Here is a 21898-nt window from a genome sequence, read left to right as displayed (position 1 = left end):
TCCTTGATGGTGCCGGACGGCTCGGCTGTGCCGGTTGGCTTGATAGTGATCGTTGGGATACTGGTGTCATGCCGCGTGTGCTGTTGATCGAAGACGACCCCTCCGTACGTGAAGGGGTCGAGCTCGGGCTGCGAAGGCGCGGTCATGAGCTCCGGGCCGTGGAGACCGGCGAGGCGGGACTCGGCGCGCTGGCGGAGTTCCGGCCCGATCTCGTCCTCCTCGACCTGATGCTGCCCGGCATGAACGGCGTCCAGGTCTGCCGTCGCATACGGGAGTCCAGCCAGCTGCCGATCATCATGCTGACCGCCCGCGGGGACGACTTCGATGTGGTGGTCGGGCTGGAGGCCGGCGCGGACGACTACATAGTCAAGCCCGCCCGTACCGAAGTGATCGAGGCCAGGATCCGGGCCGTGCTGCGGCGGCTCGTCGAACCCGCCGGGCGCAGCGGCATCGAGTTCCACGGTGAACTGGCCGTGGACCGTGCCGGGTTGTCCGTCGCCAAGGCGGGGGAGCGGATTCTGCTCGCCCCGTCCGAACTGAAGCTGCTGCTGCATCTGTCAGCCTCTCCCGAGCAGGTCTTCAGCAGGCAGCAGCTCCTCGAGTACGTCTGGGAGCACAGCTACCACGGCGACGCGCGACTGGTCGACGCGTGTGTACGGCGGTTGCGGCAGAAGGTCGAGGATGTGGCGGGCAGCCCCCGGTACATCCAGACCGTCCGCGGTTTCGGCTACCGGTTCGGGCCGCTCGTATGAAGCTTCTCGGCGCCCGGTTCGGTCTGCGGACCCGTCTCATATCGGCATTTCTTCTCGTGGCGGCGATCAGCGCGATCACTACTGCGACACTGACCTACCGCGAGGCCCGGTCCGCGATCCTTCAGCAGGCGCAGGACACCGCGGTCGCCCAGTTCCGGGACCGGGTCACCGCGCAGACGGTGACCCTCCCTTTGGACGCGGCCCAGCTGCAGCAGGTGTGTCAGACCCTCGCCCGGGAAGGCAAGCCGCACACCTGGATCGTCTTCGCCGAATATGCGGACCTGCGGGTCTCGTCGTCGGACCGGTCCACCTCGAACGTGATCACACCCGAACTGCGCGCCGCTGCCCGCACCGACGCGCACGCCTCGTTCCAGCGGGTCGTCAAGAACGACGAGCCCTGGCTGACGATCGGGATGCCCGCCATGTTCGACCGGGGTAGCGGCCCGCAGCGCACCGGTCTCGTCCTCTTCGCGGTGATGCCGCTCCACCCCGAGGAGGCCAATGTCAACGCCATGGTCACCGCGGCCCGCGACGGCGCCCTGCCCGCTCTCCTCATCGCGCTGGTGCCGGCCCTGCTGGCCGCCCGCAGCGTGCTGCGCCCGGTCCGTGACCTGCGCCGGGCCGCCGCCGGAATCGGACGGGGCGAGCTCGACACCCGTATCGAGGTGAAGGGATCCGACGAACTCGCCGAACTGGCCTGGACGTTCAACGAATCGTCCACCAAGCTCCAGCAGTCCGTGGAGGAGCTCCAACGGGCCGAGGCGCGGGCCCGGCGCTTTGCCTCCGACGTCTCGCACGAACTGCGCACCCCGCTCGCCGGGATGCTGGCCGTCACCGAAGTCCTCGACGAGGATGCGGCCCATCTGAACGCCGACACCGCGGCGGCCGTCCGGCTGATCAGTGCGGAGACGGGGAAGCTGGCCACGCTCGTCGACGACCTGATGGAGATCTCCCGCTTCGACGCGAAGGCCGCGGGCCTCCACCTGGACGAGGTCGACGTCGCCGAGACGATCCGCAAGACCCTGCAGGCCAGACGCTGGGAGGGACAGGTCGCCACCGAACTCCAGGACGGGATAAGGGGGGCGCTCGACCCGCCCCGCTTCGATGTGATCCTGGCCAACCTGGTCGGCAATGCCCTGCGGCACGGCGCACAGCCCGTCCGGGTACGGCTGCGGACCGAGCGGCGGGACGGGGAGGACTGGCTGGTGACGGAGGTCGAGGACAGCGGCCCCGGGATCGACCCGGCCGTCCTGCCGCACATCTTCGACCGGTTCTACAAGGCCGACGAGGCGCGGACCCGGTCGGCGGGCAGCGGGCTCGGACTGGCGATCACGCAGGAGAACGTACGATTGCACGGCGGCACCGTCCACGGCGCCAACAGGCCAGGCGGCGGCGCTGTGTTCACAGTCGAGCTTCCGTTGGAGGGGGCATGAGGCGAGGGCGGGTCCTCGGCGCTCTGCTGCCCTTCGTGCTGCTGGCAACCGGGTGCGGAATCCGGTCCACGGACGTGGTCCAGGTCGGTGATCCGGCATCCGTGGAGGTGGCCCCGGGCGCCCGGCAGGGCACGGTGCTGTACTTCATCTCGCCGTCGTCCCCGGGCGGACTGCTCCCCGTCGTACGGCAGGTCGACATTCCGTCGACCACATCGTCCTCGGGAACAGGGGATGACGGGCCGAGCCGGGGCAAGCAGCTCGCCATGCTGTTCAAGGGGCCTTCCCCGGCGGAGAGGGAGGCAGGCCTGCGGACCGAACTCCCCATGAGTAGTGACCAGGTGAGTGTGACTACGAGTCAGGAGGGGGTACGGGTCCGGATCGCTTCCGCAGTCAACCAGCTCTCCGAACTCGCCCGGCAGCAGCTGATCTGCACCGTCGCGCACGAGCGCGGCGCCCGGCAGGGCACGACAGTGACGGTGTCCGGAACCGATGGATCCATCGGGCCGGCCCGCTGCTCCGTCTGATCGCCGGGCCGCCGTTAGGTTTTTCGCGGTCCCGCAACGGGGCCGCTGGCCTCCGGGCCCCGCATGACTGTGTCCCCCTGTCACGGCATTGGAAGGCATGACCTGGGGGGTGGTGTCACCGGGCCCGAGGGGTGCCCTCGGAGACGCCCTGCGCCGTGTGGTGCGCAACCTCCTCGACAACGCTCGCAGGCACGGCCGCGGAACGGGTAGGGGTGGCCCTCCGGGTGTCCGGCGCCCTCGAACTCACCGTCAGTGACGACGGCGCGGGTATCCCGGTCGCCGACCGCACCCGGGTCTTCGAACGCTTCACGCGACTTGACGAGGCCCGCTTCCGCGAGGCGGGCTGTTCGGGCCTCGGTCTCGCCATCGTCGGCAAGGTGGTCACGGCGCACGGCGGCACCGCCTACGCCGACGAGGACCCACCGCCCGGCGACGGCGGCCTGGGCGGAGCGCGCCTGGTTGTCCGTCCCCCCTCGGCACACGGCCACGACGGGGAGGCGGAGCCCGGGCGATGAGGCCGCCGCCGTACCGTTACCGGCCGTCGCCGACCGGGGCTCCGAGGACGGGCCCGGCTGAACGGTCGCTCGTGGAGGGGGGCTTCTCAGCCGGCGGGCCGCCTTCGTCACCGGCGAAGGAAGCGGCGAAGCCGGCCGGCGGCGACCTCGACCGCGCCTCGCAGTCCCCAGGCCACCCTGATGGCGAGGTCGCCGCTGGTCGTGCGGTAGGGCTGGAGGAGAAGCAGACCGCGGCGGGTGAGGAGGACCCGCCGCGGCATCCTGCGCTCCGGGAGCCGGGGAACCGCACTGACCTTCCGTCCGTCGTCGAAGCGTACGGTCACCCTCAGGTCCCAGGCCGCCGATCTCCCGGCGCCGGTGGGCCCGTCGGCGAACTCCCTTACGTCGAACGGCAGATCGGCCCGCCAGGTCCCATCCTGCGGTCGGGCCACCAGTTCGCCGGTGAGCTGGAAGGAGAGGCCCGGCGACGTCCTGCGGAAGACGTCCACCACGACGGAGCGCGGCGTGGCGGAGGCGAGACGCCCGTAGAGGTCGTGGAGCGTGATCACGAGGTTGCTCCGGCGCCCTGGTTCGGGCTCCGCGGTGACCGTCACCGGAAGCCGGTGCAGGGGCTTGGCAAGGATCCCGTCCAATTCGACCTGGGGAAGGGAGGGTGTCCAGACCGCACGTCCGTCTCTGCGGGTGTAGGGAGGGATCAGGCGTGCCGGCCTGGCCGCCAGTTCCGTGAGCCGGGTGAGGTCGGTCGGTTCCTCCGCCGCCAGCACGACACGCGCGCACCAGCGGGACGGAGCGCGTGCCGCCTCGATCTCCCGCTCCGAGAAGGACGACAGGTACTCCCGGGTCAGCCGCCACCAGTCGCTGCGGTACCCCTCGTGGCGGGTGTGCAGTTCCCTGAGGTACATCCGCAGGTCGTGGTCGAGGAACTTGGTCCGGGCCGCTCGCGCGAGGACGGGTCGGCCTCCCCCTTCGAGGACGTCGACGCTCTCGCGGTGGGCGCGCAGCCGCGCCTCCCAGTTGGTGACCGCTCCCCGGTCCAGCGAGAGGGACGGCCGGGCCGCCTCCCGCCGTACGTGCCACACGTAGACCGTGTCGGTGATGAGGGTGCAGCGAGGGCCGGCGGCCAGGACACGGGCGCTGAAGACGAAGTCCTCGTAGCGAAACGCCCCCTCGGGGAAGCGGATGGAGTGCTGCGTCAGGAAGTCACGGGTGTACAGCTTGTTGACGCACAGGGTGTCCCGTATCAGTCCGGGTTCGGCCTCCGGGTCCGGGAGGGTGCGCGCTGTGCGGAAGAGCCGGGGCTGCCAGGGAACATCCCGGCCTTCGGGCAGTTCGCGCCGCACGCAGGCTCCAATCGCGACGTCCGCGTCGTTGGTGTGCGCGGCCGCAAGGAGCTTGGCCACGGCGCCTTCGGCAAGGACGTCGTCGCCGTCGAGGAACATCACGTAACGTCCGGTCGCCGCGATGAGCCCGTCGTTACGCGGCGTTCCGCAGCCTCCGCTGTTCTGCTCGCGGCGCAGGACCCGGAGCCGGGTGTCCGTGGCCGCGATACGGGCCAGCACCGCCCCCGTGGCGTCGGTGGAGGCGTCGTCCACCGCGATCACCTCGTGCACCGTGGGCCCCTGGCACAGGGCGGAGGAGACCGCCGCCCGCACATGAGCCTGTTCGTTGTGAGCTATGACGATGATGCTGACCTGGGCGACGGGGTCGCCGTCCGGAGAGCTGCCTGGAGATGTGTCCATGTCCTCGTGAGGGCTCGGGCGTCCCGGGAAACCGGGGCACAGGGGTCGGCGGTCAACGCTGGTCGAGGAAGGCGAAGAGCTCCTCCCACCTGCGGACCACCCGGTCGGTGCTGAAGCGACGGATGTTTTCGCGTGCCGCGTCGCCCATCCGGTCGCGCAGGGCCGAGTCGGAGATCAGGGTGCGCAGGTGCGCGGCCAGTTCCCTCGTGCTGCCGACGGGGGCCAGAAGTCCGTCCCGGCCGTCATTGACGATCTCCCGTACCCCGGGCGCGCAGTCGAAGGCGACGCTGGGGAGGCCGGCTGCCATGGCCTCCATCAGCGCCAGCGGGAACCCCTCACCACGGGAGGACTGGACGAAGATCGAACCGCCGTTGAGGGCGCCCTGCACGTCGGCCGTGCGGCCGCACCACTGCACGCTGCCGTCGAGGCCGGCCTCACAGGACTGGGTCTTGAGGGCCTCCTCCTCCTCTCCTTCCCCGTGGATTTCGAGGGTCCATTCCGGGTGGTGCGGGGCGACCTCGGCCCAGGCGTCCAGAAGCATGTCGATGCCCTTCTGGTCCGTGAGTCGCCCCACCGACAGCACGACCGGCCGGGCGCGGGGAGAGGGGGCCGACGGCAGGAACGGCAGCGGGTTGGGCATGAAGCCGACGTTGTTCATCCCCGCCCGGATCCACAGGTCGGCGTCCTCGCGGGTCAGGACGAGCATCCGGTCGACGTCCGCGTAGTGCCGTTTGACGCGGGCGAAACGCGAGGTGGAGCGGGAGTAGAGGTAGGACTCGTGGCTCATCCCGATGACGGTCAGCCCGCGGGTGCGGGCGAGCGCGACCCACTCCATCGCCCACACCTGGGTGACGATGACGACGGCCCCGGGCCGGGCCGAGGCGAAGAGCCTGGTGAGTTCGGCCGCCCGCTCGCGCATGCCCGCCGCCCGCAGGCGGTTGCGGCGCCGTGCCACGGGGTCGAGCCGGCCGCGCAGGCCACGGCTCGGGGCGGGCTCGGGCGGCGGGGTGTCGTAGAGGGTCGTGGTGGGGTACGGGAGTGTCCCGCCCAGGTCCTGCGGTACGTCGGAGGCGGCGATGCCGACCATGTGGACACGGTGGCCGTGGGCCAGCAGGAGCCGCGCCATCTGGTGGGACCAGGTGGTCACCCCACCCAGCTCGTCGACGCTGTTGGACACGAAGAAGACGTCCCGGGTGGTGGCGGGGGCGGGGCCGCGGACGTCCTGTGCGGCGTCGCCGGTGATCGTGGTCATTGGTTGCCTCCCGGGGCGAAGAAGGTGTCGACGACGGTGCGCGCGGCGTTGCCCTGGTCCCCCTCGCCGTAGGCGTCGACGAAGGTGGTCCGGGCGGCGGCGAAGTCGTGGGCGTTCGCCTTCAGGTCGTCGACGGCGTCGAAGAGGGCTTCCTGCGTGGTGACCACCGGGCCCGGTGCCTGCGCGCGCAGGTCGAAGTAGGTGCCGCGACCGGGGCCCACGTAGTGGTCGTGGTCGGGCGTGTAGAAGAGCATGGGCCGGTCCAGCAGCGCGTAGTCGAACATGACGGAGGAGTAGTCCGTGATCAGGGCGTCGGCCGCCAGCAGCAGCGGGGTGATGTCGTGGTGATCGGTGACGTCGACGACCGCGCCCTGGACGGACGGTGGCAGGACGACCTGGTTCAGGTAGTGGGAGCGGATCAGCAGGGTGACGCGGTCACCGAAGCGCGCGGCGAACTCCTCCACGTCGAAGAGGAGTTCCAGGGGCTGGACCCGGCCCGCTTCGTCCGCGCGGAACGTCGGTGCGTAGAGGATGACGGTCCGGTCACCCGGGAGGCCGAGTTCCGTCGCGAGCGCACCCCGCTCATCGGAGCCGGTCTCCTGTTCGCGCCGGCGAGCGGTGACGAGGGCGTCGTTGCGGGGGTACCCACTGCGCAGCAGCACCTCCTCGCGGAGCCGGAAGGCCCTGGCGAGAGTCCGCACATCGTGCTCGGAGCGGACGAGAAAGTGGTCGAAGCGGTCCAGCGCCTTCTGGTACGCCGCCCGCTCCGCCCGGCCGCGGGCCTTGTGGGCGGGCTCGTCGAAGCCCATGCGCTTGAGGGCGGAACCGTGCCAGGTCTGAATGTAGGTGGTGCCGGGGCGCTTGGTGAGCTTGAGCGGCATGCCCTGGTTGTCGATCCAGAACTCCGCCTGGGCCAGCGCCCGCAAGTACCGCCAACTCCATCGACGCACCAGCGTGGCGTCCTGCGGGAACCCCGTCGGCTGCGGAGCGGCGTGTGACCAGACGGCGTGGAACACGAGGCCTCGCCGGCGCATCTCCTCGTAGATGGCCCTGGGGCTGTCGCTGTACTGCTTCCCGAGATGGCTCTCGAAGACCACCAGGCCCTTGCGGACCGGGAGCCTGCTGAGGACCTGCTGGTACACCCGGATCTTGGTGGGCTGGGAGTTCGCCCGCTTCTTGATCCTTCGCGCGCGGCGGACGGCGCTCTTGGCGAGGGTTCCCCCGCGACTGGCGAGCCCCGCGTCCAGCAGCCCCGTTACACGCCGTGCAGATGGCCCCTGGGCGCGCAGGACGAAGCTCAGGTGCCCGCGGCTGGACACCTCCGGAGTGAGGCGATCGGCCACCAGCCTTGTCAGCCGCGGCCTGACCCGCAGCGCGCGGGCGCCCTCGATGTCCTGGCCGGTGACCGAGAGTTGGGTGCGCACGGTGGTCCCGTCGATGTCCAGGACGACCCGGGCGTCCCATACGGCGTCGATGACGCCGAGCGGACGCAGTGTGCCGGACAGTCCTGCCGCCACCTCCCATTCGACCCCGTCCTCGCGGTGCCGCACTGCATCCAGGGGGACGCGGAAGGTCTGCAGGCTCCGCCGCCGGGCTCGCAGTTCGAGGTGACCACTGATCCGGCTGCCGGGTGCGAAGCGTCCGAGGGGGTTGATCACGGTGCCCGCCAGGTTGACGGTGCCATGGCCGTCGTCCGTGTAGCGGGTGAGCCGGTTGCGCAGGATGAGGTTGCCGAGTGGGCGGGTGTGCCAGCCCGCGTCCGTGACGTCGAGGATCTTCCGGCCCAGGGGGTCGTCCAGGTGGTCGGAGCACCAGTAGATGCGTCCCTGGTGTTCGGCGAGGGGGGAGGAGAGCTTCTTGCGGTTGGTGAGGGTGTCCGCCGCCGGCAGGAGGTTCGTCCAGTCACCCCGGGCCAGCAGGTAGGCACAGATGGCCTGGATCGGCTCTGCCTCCTCGTAGGCACGGGGGTGCAGCCCGGCGAGGTATCCCGCGCTCAGCCGCTCGAACTCCCGGCGGTAGGTGTCGTCCAGCAGCGGAAGGTCCCGCAGGTGGAGGGCGAGGTCGTGTTTGAGGAACTTGATGTCCTTGTGCAACCGGACCTCGTCCAGGCCCTGCTCGTACAGGAGCCGGTCGACCCGCTGGTGGATCTCCATACGGTGGGCGAAGTTGGAGATCTCGTGGCGCCGGTGGGTGATCGACCTCACCGGGGCGTTGTCGTGGACGTTCCAGAAGTAGACGCGGTTGGGGATGAGCGTGATGCGGCGCGCTGCCGTGTACGCCTGGGCGGAGAACAGCAGGTCCTCGTAGTGGATGCCGACGGGGAACGTCAGGTCCGCCTCGGCCAGGAACGCGCGGCGATAGCACTTGTTGGTCGACAGGGTGTCGAAGGCCAGCAGATCCGGGACCTCACGTATCGACTCGAGGGTCCGCGTGGAGCGGTAGAGCCACGGGTACCACTCGACCTCCTTGCGGTTGCGTGAGCCGACGTGGACACGCACGCACAGTCCGGAGACAAGGTCGGCCTTGGTCGCGTCTGCGGCTTCGACCATGTTCCGGCAGGCGTCGCGCTGCAGTACGTCATCGCTGTCGAGGAACATCACGTAGCGTCCGCGGGCCTTTTCGATGCCCTTGTTCCGGGGAGCGCCGCAGCCGCCGCTGTTGCGCGGGAGACGGTGAGCCGTCACCCGCCGGGGGTTCTTCGCGGCCAACAGGCGAGCGGCCTGGAAGGATCCGTCGTCGCTGTGGTCGTCGACGATCACGACTTCGACGTTGCGGTGCGACTGTCTCAGCACCGAGGCGACAGCCGTCGGCAGACGTGCGGCGTCGTTGTAGACGATGACGATGACGGAGACGTCCGGTACGCCTTCTTCCATAACCGTTTCCCCTGATGACCTCGTAAATGGATGGGAGGGGCGGGCGGCCGCGGCTGCGGCGGCGCGCACGCCGGGGCGGCAGGCCACGGTGCGGCGTGGCACAGGGCTCGCTCTCGCGGACGGCCCCCTATGTCTACATGCTGTGGCACAGGGCTCGCTCTCGCGAACGCCCGCTATGTCTACACGCTGTAGACAGACTACACGGCTGTAGACGTAAGTGCTGTGGCCCAGCCCGCAGCGGTCGCGGCGCGGTGGAGCTGTACTCCGCCGGCGACGTCGCCCTGCACACGCCTCCCCGGTACCAAGGGGCGGCCGGACCCGGCCCGCGTACACGAGCACGCGTGATCGTGTGTGTTGCAGCCACCGAGGCCAGATCAGGCTGAACAGCGCGTAGATCGGAAGGAGGAAGCGCGGCGCGGAGTACGTCAGCAGGGAAGAGGTAGGGGGTGCTCAGGGCGATTCCGCAGGCCGCCGGGGACCAGGTCACGACCGGGCGACGGCCACGGGCTGCGAACAGACAGGCCCGGGCGACGAGGGCCGGCAGAGCCGGCCGCGAGGGGGCATGCGACCACGACCCCTTCGTCCACGGTCATGTAGTTGGTCTACCTCGCTGTAGACGGTGTTCTGAGACAATGAGTTCCATGACCGAGGAGCACGGAGAGCGAAGGCCTGCCGGGGAACTGGAGGCCAGCGTCTTGGCGGCACTATGGGCCTCAGGAGCAGCACAGACGCCAGGAGACGTCCGGCGCAGCATGGGCGAAAAGCTGGCGCGCACCACAGTGACCACGATCCTCACCCGCCTGCATGCCAAGGGCCTGGTCACCCGCACCCGCTCCGGCCGGAGCTACGCCTATCTGCCCGCCCAGGACGCCTCCAGGCTGACCGCCCGCCGCATGCACGCCGAGCTCGACCGCGGCGCGGACCGGGAGAGCGTGCTGGCGCTCTTCGTCTCCGATCTCAGCGATGAGGACGAGGAGAGGCTGCGGGCACTGTTCGAGGGCGAAAGGGGAGGTCCGGGATGATCTAGGCCGTCTGGCTGCCCTTGCTGGTCCCGCTCCTGGCGGTGCCCGCCGCGCGCCGTATCGTCGGCGTCCTGCCACCCCGTGCCGCCGCTTGGACGCTGGCTGTGTGCGCGGTGGTTCTGGCGTCTTGCAGCACTGCCGTCCTCGGCCTGCTCGCCCTCACCGGGGCGCTTCATCTGGCACCGTTCGCAGCACTGGAGAACCTGTCCCCCACTGGCTGGGAGATCACACCTGGCTGACCCTTCCGGCTGCCTGGCCGGCCACGGCCCTGCTCGCCTTCGGTACCGTGAAGACGGTCTCCCTCACCATCCGGACCTGGCGAGAACTCCGCACGGCGTGGAGCACGGCCGGCGGACCGGAGAGCGCGGGCGGACTGTCCGTGAGCCCCGACAGCCACCCGTACGCTTACGCCCTGCCGGGCCGACGGGGAAGCCCTGGCCGGATCGTGGTGAGCGCGGCGATGCTGCGCGCACTCGACCCCCGAGAACGCGAAGCCCTCTTCGCCCACGAGCGCGCCCATCTCACAGGGCGCCACCATCTCTTCCTCGGGGTGGCCCACCTTGCCGCCACGCTGCACCCGGTCCTGCGGGGCCTGCGCGAACCACTCGCCTACGCGCTGGAACGCTGGGCCGACGAGGCCGCGGCCACCGCAGTGGGCGACCGGCGGCCGGCCGCCCGTGCCATCGGCCGCGCAGCCCTCGCCGCGCACCAGCACAACCGGCGGGACGCCGATCACCCGAGGACCGTCCTGACCGCCACGTCCGGACCGGTGCCCCTCCGGGTCAGCGCACTGCTCCAGTCACCCTCGGGCACCGGGCCGTCCGGCCGACGCTCCCGATGCGTGATCGCCGTCGCGTTGCTGGTCTGTCTCGCCGCCACCACTGACTCGGCCATGCACGCCGCCGACGACCTGCACACCACTGTGGAGATCGCCCAGAGCGACACCGCCTCGTACTGACTTGGCGTCGGCTTCCGGCAACTCCTCCTCCAAGCGGCTTGCGCGCCGCGCGGCCCCGCCACCCGCGTACGCTCACCGGGTCAAAGCCGGAGCCTCCGCTGACACCTCCGGCTGATCTTCCTCGCTTCTGGCGTCACACTGGTCGCTCACCAGCCGCCTCAACGTCGAGTTGCTCACCGAACCGGCCGCCATCGACGCCAACGTCTCTCTGGTGGCCGGGAACGTGCAGGGCGTCCTGGGCTTCCACGACCACACGCTCGACCAACTCAGGCGTGTATGTCCGTTGCTTGGACCCCATGAACCCCAACTTCCCCTGCAATAACGGAGTCCACGCTACGAGGGGGCATGGGCGCGCATGCCAGCGGTCATCCGGACCATGTTCACGGTGGTCCTGACGAGACAGGTGAGGCGGCGTTACCCTGCGCGGACGATCCTTCACTGGAGGTGCGCATGCGACGTTCAGTCGCACGGAATGTGTCGTTCTTGAGTGTGCTCGCCGCTGTTGTCACGGTCGGCGCGGCCGCACCGTCCTCGTCGTCGCCAACGGCCTTGCCACCGCCCAAGTCGCCCGTCGCGGTGGGATACGGCGGCGCGGTCGCCAGCGTCGACGCGGACGCGACGGCCGCCGGGATCGAGGTGCTCCGCGAGGGCGGCAACGCCGTCGACGCCGCCGTGGCGACCGCGGCCGCGCTCGGCGTGACCGAGCCGTACTCGGCGGGCATCGGCGGGGGCGGCTACTTCGTCTACTACAACGCCAAGAAGCACATCGTGGAGACCATCGACGGCCGCGAGACCGCTCCGCGCAGCGCGGACTCCTCCCTCTTCCTGGAGAACGGGAAGCCCCTTGCCTTCGCGGACGCCGTCACCAGCGGTCTGGGCGTGGGCACGCCCGGCACCCCGGCCACCTGGGGCACCGCACTCGACGCCTGGGGCAGCAAGTCGCTGGGCAGACTGCTGAAGCCGGCCGAACGTCTCGCCCGGGACGGTTTCGTCGTCGACTCCACGTTCCGTTCGCAGACGGAGGGCAACCAGGCCAGGTTCGCCGACTTCCCGGACACCGCGAAGCTCTTCCTGCCGGGCGGGCAGCTGCCGGTGGTCGGCTCCGTCTTCAAGAATCCCGACCTTGCCCGTACGTACGAGAAGGTGGGCCGCGAGGGCATAGACGAGCTGTACCGCGGCGACCTGGCCGACGATGTCGTACGGACCGTGCGCAACCCGCCCGTCGACCCGGAGGCGACCCGGGTGGTGCGCCCCGGCGACCTCACGGCGACGGACCTGCGGTCCTATCGGGCAGTGCGCCGGGCGCCGACGAAGGTCGGCTACCGCGGTCTCGACGTGTACGGCATGGCGCCGTCCTCGTCCGGCGGTACGAGTGTGGGCGAGGCCCTCAACATCCTTGAGTCCACGGACCTTTCGCGGGCAACCGAGGCGCAGTATCTGCACCGCTACATCGAGGCGAGCCGGATCGCGTTCGCGGATCGCGGGCGGTGGGTCGGGGACCCGGCGTTCGAGGACGTACCGACGCGTGACCTGCTCAGTCAGCGGTACGCCGACTCGCGGGAGTGCCTCATCAAGGACGATGCGGTGCTGACCAGCCCGCTCGCCCCCGGTGACCCGCGCCACCCGGCCGACTGCGCGAACCGTGGAACGGCCGCCCCGACGACGTACGAAGGGGAGAACACCACGCATCTGACGGCCGCCGACAAGTGGGGCAACGTCGTCGCGTACACCCTGACCATCGAGCAGACCGGCGGCAGCGCCCTCACCGTGCCGGGACGCGGCTATCTGCTCAACAACGAGCTGACGGACTTCTCGTTCGCCCCCGCCGACCCGGCGGTGCACGACCCGAACCTGCCGGGTCCGGGCAAGCGGCCGCGGTCGTCGATCTCGCCGACCATCGTGCTGAAGCACGGACAGCCGGTGCTGGCTCTGGGGTCGCCGGGCGGTGCCACGATCATCACCACTGTGCTCCAGTCGCTCATCGGCACGGTCGACCGGGGCCTTCCGCTGGTCGACGCGATCGCCGCGCCGCGCGCAAGTCAGCGCAACTCGCCGACGACGGAGCTCGAACCGGAGCTGTGGAACAGTCCGCTACGGAGCGAGCTGGAGTCGCTGGGGCATACCTTCAAGCTCAACCCCGAGATCGGGGCGGCCACGGGTGTGCAGCGGCTGCCGGACGGGCGGTGGATCGCCGCGGCGGAGAAGGTCCGGCGAGGTGGTGGTTCGGCGATGGTCGTGAAGCCGAGCGGAAATCCGTGACGGAGCGTCAATAGTCCGTCTGACGCAGCTGGTTCGGGGTGCGTTGTCCGGCGGTGTCAGAGCGCGGTGAGGATGCGGGGTCCCGCATCCGTGATCGCCACCGTGTGCTCGGCGTGCGCCGCCCGGCTGCCGTCGGACGTGCGCAGCGTCCAGCCGTCCCGGTCGGGGTGGAACGCGTCCCGGCCGCTGCCGATCAGCATGGGCTCGATCGCCAGCACCATCCCGTGCCGCAGCGGCATGCCGCGACCCGGCCGTCCCTCGTTGGGTACGGCCGGGTCCTCGTGCATGGACCGGCCGATACCATGGCCGCCGAAGCCTTCCGGGATGCCGTATCCGGCCGTCCGGCACACCGTGCCGATCGCATGCGCGATGTCACCGATCCGGTTGCCGACGACCGCCGCCGCGATCCCCGCCTCCAGCGCCTGGAAGGCCGTGTCGACCAGCCGGGTGTCGGCGGGCCGGGCACGGCCGACGGTGAAGCTGATCGCCGAGTCGCCGGCCCAGCCGCCGAGCGTCGCGCCCGCGTCGATGCTCACCAGATCGCCGTCGCGCAGCCGCTGGTCGTCCGGGATGCCGTGCACGATCGCATCGTTGACGGACGCGCAGATCACGCCGGGGAACGGGGTCGGCGCGAAATGCGGCTTGTAGTTCAGGAACGGCGACCCGGCGCCTGCCCCGCGCAGCACGTCGCGCGCCACCTCGTCGAGCTCGCGCAGCGACACACCGACCGCCGCCGCCTGCCGTACGGCTGCCAGCAGCTGGGCCACGACCCGGCCCGCCTCGCGCATCGCCTCTATGGATGTATCCGTCTTGAGCTGAACCATGCCAATTACTATACCGGTAAAAGCGGTATGAGAATAACGGCGGTATGAGAATAACGGCAGTACTAGACTGATGGCATGGTACGAACGCCTCTGACCCCGGAAGAACGCCTGCGCGGCGAACGGCTCGGCCGACTGCTCCGCGAGGCACGAGGCGCCCGCAGCATGGTCGAGATCGCCGCGAGCGCCGGCATCTCCGCCGAGACGCTGCGCAAGATCGAGACGGGGCGCGCCCCGACCCCTGCGTTCTTCACCGTCGCGGCACTGGCCGGGGCGCTCGGCCTCTCCATGGACGAGCTGCTGATCCGCTGCGCCCCGGAACCGGACGTGGCCGTCCCGCTGGCCGGCTGACCGCGGATCCGTAGGGGCGCGGCCCGCGCCCGTCGACCGGTCGGTACCCGCGGGAGGTGCGTTCCCGGCGCCGGGGCGCGTAGGGTCACCGCCGTGACTTCCCGGACCTTGCAGGACTTCGCCCGCAGCGCGTACGTCAGCCTGACCACGTACCGGAAGAACGGCACCGCCGTTGCCACGCCCGTGTGGGCGGCGGCCGACGGCGACGAGCTGTTCGTCTGGACCCGCGCCGACTCGTGGAAGGTGAAACGGCTGCGCAACGACAGCCGGGTCGTCGTCACCGTCTGCGATGTGCGCGGCCGGATCGCGGAGGGCGCGCCGAGCGCCGAGGGAACGGCGCGGCTGCTCGACGAGGCGGGGACGCGTGCGGTGCGCCAGTTGCTCACCCGCAAGTACACCTGGAAGTTCTGGCTGGTCGACTGGCCGGCGACCGTCGTCCGGCTCGGCAAGCGCCCGCACATCGGGATCGCCGTCACCTTCTGACCCGGCCTGCTGCGGGGGCGTGCGGTCGCGGCGGTGCGCCGACCGCACCCTCGCCGAAAAGTGCGCGTAGCCGTCCCGTAACACGCCTGCGGTCGAATGCCTGCGGACTGGAGTACTCCAGTCGACGGTGGGTGAGGGCGACGATGACAGTGCATCAACTTGCTGGAGAAGTAGCCGAGTTCGCGCAATACCTGCGGAACCTCACAGCCCTGCTCGACCCGGGGCGCGGCTGGTACGGGGTGTTCTGCCGACGCGATCCCGCCGGCATGCGGGCCTGCCTCGACGGGGCGGAGATCCCGCCGTGGGACGTGGTGGAGTCGCTGCTGCAGGACCTGGCCGTCGAGCGCGGCACGGGGTTCGCGGAGCGTGAGTCGGTACGTGCCGCCGCGCTGTACTCCGCATCGGCCGCCGCCCACGACCGGCGGCCGGGCGGACGGCAGGCACTCGTCGAGCGGTTGGAGCTGATGCTCCGCGAGCAGGCATACGCTGCCCAGCGGGTGCGTGCGGCCGGGGTGAACAACGGTGCGCAGCCGCCGGATCCGGACACGCTGGCATGGGCCCAGGACGACCACGCACGCGCCTCGGCCCGCTGCACGGAGCTGCGCAAGCGGCTGTCGGCCGTGACCGTGCCGCAGGGGTGGTTCCGGGCGGAGGAGGAGTCGCCTGCCGAACCCGCGAGTGCACGGGTGCCCGGCCCGCGTACCGCACCCGGTCCTGCAGCCGGGAGCGAGCGGGCCGCCGCGGCCCGGAAGCCCCCTGCCGCCGGGCCGCCGTCCGCCGCCCCCGGCCGGCCCCAACAGCCCCCCGCCCCCAAGCGCAAGAAGCCGCGCGGCGCCCGCTTCGCCGGACTCGAGGTGGACGACGACACCGGCGTCGACGCCCCCCTCGCCGTCCCCGTGCTCCCCGTCCCGCCGACAAACGCAGCCGTCCCGCGCGGCGCCCGTTTCGGGGGCGCCCCCACTGCGGCGGACGCCGACGCCCGGGGCCGTACGTCCGCCCGACCCGCCCCGGACCCCGTCGCGCTGCGCGCCGCCACCGAGGCCGTGGACATGCTCGTCCGGCTCCGTACGGAGGGCCGCAGCGGCGAGGCCCATGGCGTGCTGTGCGAGGCGGCCGGCTGGCCCGCAGACCGGCTGCCCCTGCTCGCCGTGGAACTGAACAGGTCGGGTCTGGCGGCCGACTGGGCGACCCTGCTGTGGGAGGTGTCCTCGCTGCCGCCCGTCGAGCTGGCCGCCGCAGCCGGTGCGCTGGCCGCGGCGGGCCGCACCGACGACTGCGGACAGCTGCTGCGCCAAGGGGTGGCGCGGCCCGCGGCGGAGATCGCCGACGCCGTGCTCGCTCTGGACCGGGCAGGTCTCGAACCGGAGGCGCAGGCGCTGATGGGCGCCTTCGTCCGGGTACGCACCCCGGAGGATGCGGCCCTGATCGCAGCGGGCGATCCGCGCCAACTCGTTCCGCAACTGCTGGCCGCCGCCCGTGCGGTGTCACCGGAGCGGGAGTGGGACCTGGTGCACGCCCTGCGCGTCGCGGGCATCGCGGACGCCCCTTAGTGGGCATCCGGTGAGGCCCGGTCCGTCGAGGTGGTGTCATGCGGTGCGGACACGGGGTGGCGGCGCGGCGCAGCCCTTGAGGCCTGAGCGTGCACCCGGGGCGTGAGGTGTTGGAAAGTGTGGACCGCACGGGTATGAAACGTGATCGACTCAGCCGGTTCACGGCGATGGTCTTGCCCCGCCGTGTGGCGGGGCTTACGTTCTCCTCCTATGCACCAAATCTACGTGCGTAGAAATCGCGTAGAGGCTCTCTGACGCCGCGTCGAAGGAGCAGCTCATGTCCCACGTCGTACGCGCCGCACTCGTCCAGGCGACCTGGACCGGCGACACCGAATCCATGATCGCCAAGCATGAGGAGCATGCTCGCGAGGCCGCCCGGCAGGGGGCGAAGATCATCGGCTTCCAGGAGGTGTTCAACGCCCCCTACTTCTGCCAGGTCCAAGAGCCCGAGCACTACCGCTGGGCCGAGGCCGTCCCGGACGGGCCGACCGTCCGGCGGATGCAGGAGCTCGCCCGCGAGACGGGCATGGTGATCGTCGTGCCGGTCTTCGAGATCGAGCAGTCCGGCTTCTATTTCAACACCGCCGCCGTGATCGACGCCGACGGCTCGTACCTCGGCAAGTACCGCAAGCACCACATCCCGCAGGTCAAGGGGTTCTGGGAGAAGTACTACTTCAAGCCCGGAAACGCCGGCTGGCCGGTCTTCGACACCGCCGTCGGCAAGGTCGGCGTCTATATCTGCTACGACCGGCACTTCCCTGAAGGATGGCGTCAACTCGGACTCAACGGGGCCCAGTTGGTGTACAACCCGTCAGCCACCTCGCGGGGCCTGTCCAGCTACCTCTGGCAGCTCGAACAACCCGCGTCCGCCGTCGCCAACGAGTACTTCATCGCCGCGATCAACCGCGTCGGCCAGGAGGAGTACGGCGACAACGACTTCTACGGAACCAGCTACTTCGTCGACCCGCGCGGCCAGTTCGTCGGGGAGGTTGCCAGCGACAAGGAGGAGGAACTCCTGGTCCGCGACCTCGACTTCGGCCTCATCGAGGAGGTGCGCCAGCAGTGGGCGTTCTACCGGGACCGCCGCCCCGACGCGTACGAAGGACTGGTGGAGCCGTGAGCAGCCTGCACCACCGCCATCTCGCCGTCAGCCCCGACTGGCTCGCGCTCTACTACCGGCACCCCCTGGAGCTCACCCACGGCGAGGGCCGCCATGTCTGGGACGCGGACGGCAACCGCTACCTCGACTTCTTCGGCGGCATCCTCACCACGATGACCGCACACGCCCTGCCCGAAGTGACCAAGGCGGTCAGCGAGCAGGCCGGGCGGCTGATCCACTCCTCGACGCTCTACCTCAACCGGCCGATGGTCGAACTCGCCGAGCGCATCGCCACGCTCTCCGGCATCCCGGACGCCCGGGTCTTCTTCACCACCTCCGGCACCGAGGCCAACGACACGGCCCTGCTGCTCGCCACCACGTACCGCAGCTCGAACCAGATCCTGGCGATGCGCAACAGCTACCACGGCAGGTCGTTCTCGGCCGTCTCCATCACCGGCAACAAGGCCTGGTCGCCCACGAGTCTGTCCCCGCTGCAGACGCTGTACGTCCACGGCGGCGTCCGCACCCGGGGACCGTACGCGGAACTCGGCGACGCACAGTTCATCAAGGCGTGCGTGGCCGATCTGGAGGATCTGCTCGGGCACACCCGTGGCGCCGCCGCGCTGATCGCCGAACCCATCCAGGGAGTCGGTGGATTCACCTCCCCGCCCGACGGCCTGTTCGCGGCGTTCCGTGAAGTGCTCAGCCGGCACGGCATCCTGTGGATCTCCGACGAGGTGCAGACCGGCTGGGGCCGCACCGGCGAACACTTCTGGGGCTGGCAGGCGCACGACCGGAACGGGCCGCCGGACATGCTCACCTTCGCCAAGGGCATCGGCAACGGCATGTCGATCGGCGGTGTCGTGGCCCGCGCCGACGTCATGAACTGCCTGGACGCCAACTCCATTTCGACGTTCGGCGGCTCGCCGGTCACCATGGCGGCGGGCCTGGCTAACCTTTCGTACCTCCTGGAACACGACCTCCAGCGCAACGCGCGACGCGTCGGCGGACTGCTCATCGAGCGGCTACGGGCGATCGGCGCCGGAGTGGAGTGCGTACGCGAAGTACGCGGCCGGGGCCTGATGATCGGCATCGAGCTGGTGAAGCCCGGCACCGACGAGGCCAACCCGCAGGCGGCGACCGCCGTACTCGAAGCGGCCCGCGAGGGCGGGCTGCTCATCGGCAAGGGCGGCGGGCACAACACCAGCGTGCTGCGGATCGCCCCGCCGCTGTCGCTGTCCATCGCCGAGGCCGAGGAGGGCGCGAGGATCCTTGCCGACGCGTTGCACGCGGTGGAGTGAGGTGCCCGACCGACCGGCACGGCCCGGAATCACGAGCGGCGAGTGTCCGGCCGCGATCCGTCGGACACCCCGAAGGGGGACGCCTGAATCCGGCGTCCCCCGGGGGCTGCACGCCGCGGCCGAGGCGATGAATACGTTTCTGAACACGGTCCGAAGCGGGGGTGCCGTCGTCCTTTCCCGGTCGTGGCGCCCCGGCGTGCCTCGCCCCGTGGGGGACGGCGGACTCGCTCACCCGGACCCGGCCGGGTCGCGCCGGACGGCTCACCGGCCGCCACATCCACGCACCGATGTATACGACGTGACGCGGTGTCGGCTTTGGGCCGACGGTGTACGCCATGCCCAGAAACGGAAACGTCTTCAGCGGTTAGCCGCAGTGGTATTGCCACAGTGGGTAACCCGCTTCTACGTTCTTCACCACGCACTTTGTCTACGTGCGTAGACCCATTCCGCCACAGTGAGGAGGGGTACATGAGCCGCACCGTCATCCACGGCGGCCTCGTCATCACCGCGTCCGACGAACTCCATGCAGACGTACTCATCGAGGGCGGCCGCATCGCCGCACTCGCCGCGCACGGCACCGACGCGGCCGAGAGCTGGACCGCCGACCGGACCATCGACGCCACCGGCAAGTACGTCATCCCCGGCGGCGTCGACGCGCATACGCACATGGAGATGCCGTTCGGCGGCACCTACGCCGCCGACACCTTCGAGACCGGGACCAGGGCGGCCGCCTGGGGCGGCACCACCACGATCATCGACTTCGCCATCCAGTCCGTGGGGCGCGCGGTCCGTGAGGGGCTCGACGCCTGGTACGCGAAGGCCGACGGCAACTGCGCGATCGACTACTCCTTCCACATGATCCTCTCTGACGTGAACGAGTCCACGCTGGGGGAGATGGACCTGCTGGTCTCGGAGGGCGTCACCTCCTTCAAGCTGTTCATGGCCTACCCCGGTGTCTTCTACAGCGACGACGGTCAGATTCTGCGGGCCATGCAACGGGCCGCCGGCAACGGCGGGCTGATCATGATGCATGCCGAGAACGGCATCGCTATCGACGTCCTCGTCGAGCAGGCGCTGGCCGCGGGCCGCACCGACCCGCGCTACCACGGCGACGTCCGCAAGGTGGCGCTGGAGGCCGAGGCCACCCACCGCGCCATCCAGCTCGCCCGCGTCGCCGGATCCCCGTTGTACGTCGTGCATGTCTCCGCCGACGAGGCCGTCGCCGAACTGGCGGCCGCCCGCCACAAGGGACTTCCGGTCTTCGGCGAGACCTGTCCGCAATACCTCTTCCTCTCCACCGACAACCTCGCCGAGCCGGACTTCGAGGGCGCCAAGTACGTCTGCTCCACCCCGTTGCGGCCCAAGGAGCACCAGGAGGCGCTCTGGCGGGGCCTGCGGAACAACGAGCTCCAGGTCGTCTCCACCGACCACTGCCCGTTCTGTTTCTCCGGCCAGAAGGAGATGGGCCGTGGCGACTTCTCCAAGATCCCGAATGGGATGCCTGGTGTGGAGAACCGGATGGACCTGCTGCATCAGGCGGTTGTGGAAGGCAGGATCTCCCGCCGCCGCTGGATCGAGATCGCCTGCGCCTCCCCGGCCCGGATGTTCGGTCTCTACCCGAAGAAGGGCACCATCGCGCCGGGCGCCGACGCCGATGTCGTCATCTACGATCCGCACGCCGAGCAGACCCTCTCGGCCGAGACCCATCACATGAACGTCGACTACTCGGCGTACGAGGGGAAGCAGCTCACCGGGCAGGTCGACACCGTCCTCTCGCGCGGCGAAGTCGTCATCGACCAGCGGAAGTTCACGGGCCGTGCCGGCCACGGCATGTACACCCCTCGCGCCACCAGCCAGTATCTGGACTAGGAGCACCTGTCATGGACTTCGGACTCGTCCTCCAGACCGACCCGCCCGCCTCTGCCGTCGTCGGCCTGATGCGCCGCGCCGAGCGCAACGGGTTCCGCTACGGGTGGACCTTCGACTCGGCGGTGCTCTGGCAGGAACCGTTCGTCATCTACAGCCGCATCCTCGAACACACCGAACGCCTCGTCGTCGGACCCATGGTCACCAACCCGGGCACCCGCACCTGGGAGGTGACCGCCTCCACCTTCGCCACCCTCAACGACATGTACGGCAACCGCACCGTCTGCGGCATCGGCCGGGGGGACTCGGCGATGCGGGTGGCCGGACGCAAGCCCAACACCCTGGCCCGCCTCGGCGAGGCCATCGACGTCATCCGCGACCTCGCCGAGGGCCGGGAGGCGACCGTCGACGGGCAGAGCGTCCAGATCCCGTGGATCAAGGACGGCAAACTGCCTGTCTGGATGGCCGCGTACGGTCCGAAGGCGCTCGCCCTCGCCGGGCAGAAGGCCGACGGATTCATCCTCCAGCTCGCCGACCCGTACCTCACCGAATGGATGATCAAGGCGGTGCGGGAGGCGGCGGCGGAGGCGGGCCGCGACCCGGAAGCCGTGACCATCTGCGTCGCAGCCCCCGCCTACGTCGGCAACGACCTCGACCATGCCCGGGAGCAGTGCCGCTGGTTCGGCGGAATGGTCGGCAATCATGTCGCCGACCTGGTGTCCCGGTACGGCGCACACTCCGGGCTGGTCCCGGAGGCCCTCACCGAGTACATCGCCGGGCGGTCCGGTTACGACTACAGCCACCACGGCCGCACCGGCAACCCGGACACCGCCTTCGTGCCGGACGAGATCGTCGACCGGTTCTGCCTGCTGGGCCCCGCCGAGGCGCACATCGAGAAGCTTCAGGCACTGCGCGACCTGGGCGTGGACCAGTTCGCGGTCTACAACATGCACGACGCGCGTGAAGCGACGATCGACGCCTACGGCTCCGAGATCATCCCCGCACTGTCCTGACCCGCCTCTCCGTATCCCCCGCGTCGCCATCCCCCCGCGCCTCGCAGCCCCGCACGGCACCGCTCCCGAGCGAAGGGTCCAGCCGCC

At 70.3% G+C, this 21898-nt stretch carries 18 protein-coding genes and 1 pseudogene; 15 read left to right on the top strand and 4 right to left on the bottom strand.

Annotation, left to right across the window (positions count from 1 at the left end; translation table 11 throughout):
- Nucleotides 1-68: 68 nt before the first annotated feature.
- From ACWCP8_RS11640 to ACWCP8_RS11625, 4 genes are all read left to right on the top strand, one after another.
- Nucleotides 69-752 carry a response regulator transcription factor gene (locus ACWCP8_RS11640; protein ID WP_352265095.1) on the top strand — a complete coding sequence of 228 codons (684 nt, stop codon included), beginning with the start codon at nucleotides 69-71 and terminating at the stop codon, nucleotides 750-752.
- Nucleotides 749-2185 (top strand): ATP-binding protein, encoded by a 1437-nt coding sequence (locus tag ACWCP8_RS11635; RefSeq protein ID WP_451115622.1) that lies wholly within the window; start codon nucleotides 749-751, stop codon nucleotides 2183-2185. Before ACWCP8_RS11640 ends, ACWCP8_RS11635 begins: the two co-directional genes overlap by 4 nt.
- Nucleotides 2182-2709 carry a hypothetical protein gene (locus ACWCP8_RS11630; protein WP_451115620.1) on the top strand — a complete coding sequence of 176 codons (528 nt, stop codon included), beginning with the start codon at nucleotides 2182-2184 and terminating at the stop codon, nucleotides 2707-2709. Before ACWCP8_RS11635 ends, ACWCP8_RS11630 begins: the two co-directional genes overlap by 4 nt.
- Nucleotides 2710-2840: 131 nt before the next feature.
- Entirely contained in the window at nucleotides 2841-3224 is a 384-nt protein-coding gene (locus ACWCP8_RS11625) for an ATP-binding protein (protein ID WP_451115618.1), read from the top strand.
- Nucleotides 3225-3331: 107 nt separating this feature from the next.
- Here the strand turns inward: ACWCP8_RS11625 and ACWCP8_RS11620 are convergent, their stop codons facing one another.
- Genes ACWCP8_RS11620 through ACWCP8_RS11610 form a run of 3 tightly spaced genes read right to left on the bottom strand, consistent with a single transcriptional unit; the run spans nucleotide 3332 to nucleotide 9088 of the window.
- The gene (locus tag ACWCP8_RS11620; protein ID WP_451115616.1) at nucleotides 3332-4963 is read right to left on the bottom strand and encodes a glycosyltransferase family 2 protein; all 1632 of its coding nucleotides are present in this window, start codon (nucleotides 4961-4963) and stop codon (nucleotides 3332-3334) included.
- A 52-nt stretch (nucleotides 4964-5015) separates the two neighbouring features.
- Nucleotides 5016-6215 (bottom strand): glycosyltransferase, encoded by a 1200-nt coding sequence (locus tag ACWCP8_RS11615; RefSeq protein WP_451115614.1) that lies wholly within the window; start codon nucleotides 6213-6215, stop codon nucleotides 5016-5018.
- The gene (locus ACWCP8_RS11610; protein ID WP_451115612.1) at nucleotides 6212-9088 is read right to left on the bottom strand and encodes a bifunctional glycosyltransferase/CDP-glycerol:glycerophosphate glycerophosphotransferase; all 2877 of its coding nucleotides are present in this window, start codon (nucleotides 9086-9088) and stop codon (nucleotides 6212-6214) included. Before ACWCP8_RS11610 ends, ACWCP8_RS11615 begins: the two co-directional genes overlap by 4 nt.
- A gap of 641 nt (nucleotides 9089-9729) precedes the next feature.
- Here ACWCP8_RS11610 and ACWCP8_RS11605 point away from each other — a divergent pair.
- The 4 genes and pseudogenes from ACWCP8_RS11605 to ggt all read left to right on the top strand — a co-directional run bounded on the left by ACWCP8_RS11605 (nucleotide 9730) and on the right by ggt (nucleotide 13327).
- On the top strand, nucleotides 9730-10110 hold the full coding sequence (locus ACWCP8_RS11605) for a BlaI/MecI/CopY family transcriptional regulator (RefSeq protein WP_352265107.1): 381 nt from the start codon (nucleotides 9730-9732) through the stop codon (nucleotides 10108-10110).
- A gap of 286 nt (nucleotides 10111-10396) precedes the next feature.
- Nucleotides 10397-11068 carry a M56 family metallopeptidase gene (locus tag ACWCP8_RS11600; RefSeq protein WP_451115610.1) on the top strand — a complete coding sequence of 224 codons (672 nt, stop codon included), beginning with the start codon at nucleotides 10397-10399 and terminating at the stop codon, nucleotides 11066-11068.
- A gap of 157 nt (nucleotides 11069-11225) precedes the next feature.
- Nucleotides 11226-11330 (top strand): annotated as a pseudogene (locus ACWCP8_RS11595) (ABC transporter substrate-binding protein); the annotation flags it as partial.
- Between the two features lie 188 nt (nucleotides 11331-11518).
- Nucleotides 11519-13327, top strand: a complete 1809-nt coding sequence (gene ggt, locus ACWCP8_RS11590; protein WP_451115608.1) for a gamma-glutamyltransferase — start codon at nucleotides 11519-11521, stop codon at nucleotides 13325-13327.
- A gap of 56 nt (nucleotides 13328-13383) precedes the next feature.
- Here ggt and map read toward each other — a convergent pair whose 3' ends face one another.
- Complete coding sequence (gene map / locus ACWCP8_RS11585; RefSeq protein ID WP_451115606.1) at nucleotides 13384-14151, bottom strand: type I methionyl aminopeptidase; 768 nt, start codon at nucleotides 14149-14151, stop codon at nucleotides 13384-13386.
- Between the two features lie 75 nt (nucleotides 14152-14226).
- On the opposite strand from map, the gene ACWCP8_RS11580 reads away from it, so the two are divergent.
- The 7 genes from ACWCP8_RS11580 to ACWCP8_RS11550 all read left to right on the top strand — a co-directional run bounded on the left by ACWCP8_RS11580 (nucleotide 14227) and on the right by ACWCP8_RS11550 (nucleotide 21811).
- On the top strand, nucleotides 14227-14499 hold the full coding sequence (locus ACWCP8_RS11580) for a helix-turn-helix domain-containing protein (protein ID WP_030916728.1): 273 nt from the start codon (nucleotides 14227-14229) through the stop codon (nucleotides 14497-14499).
- A gap of 93 nt (nucleotides 14500-14592) precedes the next feature.
- Nucleotides 14593-14982: a PPOX class F420-dependent oxidoreductase gene (locus tag ACWCP8_RS11575; RefSeq protein ID WP_451115603.1), complete on the top strand. Its 390-nt coding sequence runs from the start codon at nucleotides 14593-14595 to the stop codon at nucleotides 14980-14982.
- A 143-nt stretch (nucleotides 14983-15125) separates the two neighbouring features.
- On the top strand, nucleotides 15126-16532 hold the full coding sequence (locus ACWCP8_RS11570) for a hypothetical protein (RefSeq protein ID WP_352265115.1): 1407 nt from the start codon (nucleotides 15126-15128) through the stop codon (nucleotides 16530-16532).
- Nucleotides 16533-16809: 277 nt separating this feature from the next.
- Nucleotides 16810-17652: a nitrilase-related carbon-nitrogen hydrolase gene (locus ACWCP8_RS11565; protein WP_267000278.1), complete on the top strand. Its 843-nt coding sequence runs from the start codon at nucleotides 16810-16812 to the stop codon at nucleotides 17650-17652.
- Nucleotides 17649-18932, top strand: a complete 1284-nt coding sequence (locus tag ACWCP8_RS11560) for an aspartate aminotransferase family protein (RefSeq protein ID WP_451115600.1) — start codon at nucleotides 17649-17651, stop codon at nucleotides 18930-18932. The genes ACWCP8_RS11565 and ACWCP8_RS11560 overlap by 4 nt, the downstream gene beginning before the upstream one ends.
- 468 nt (nucleotides 18933-19400) lie before the next feature.
- A complete protein-coding gene (hydA, locus tag ACWCP8_RS11555) occupies nucleotides 19401-20801 on the top strand; it encodes a dihydropyrimidinase (protein ID WP_328625602.1) in 1401 nt (466 codons plus the stop codon).
- 11 nt (nucleotides 20802-20812) lie between these two features.
- Nucleotides 20813-21811, top strand: coding sequence for a TIGR03842 family LLM class F420-dependent oxidoreductase (locus tag ACWCP8_RS11550; protein ID WP_382833066.1), 999 nt, complete (start codon nucleotides 20813-20815; stop codon nucleotides 21809-21811).
- The last annotated feature ends 87 nt before the right edge of the window (nucleotides 21812-21898 follow it).

The sequence above is a fragment of the Streptomyces sp. NPDC002206 genome (assembly GCF_053593595.1).
This window is presented reverse-complemented; position numbering and strand designations above follow the sequence as displayed.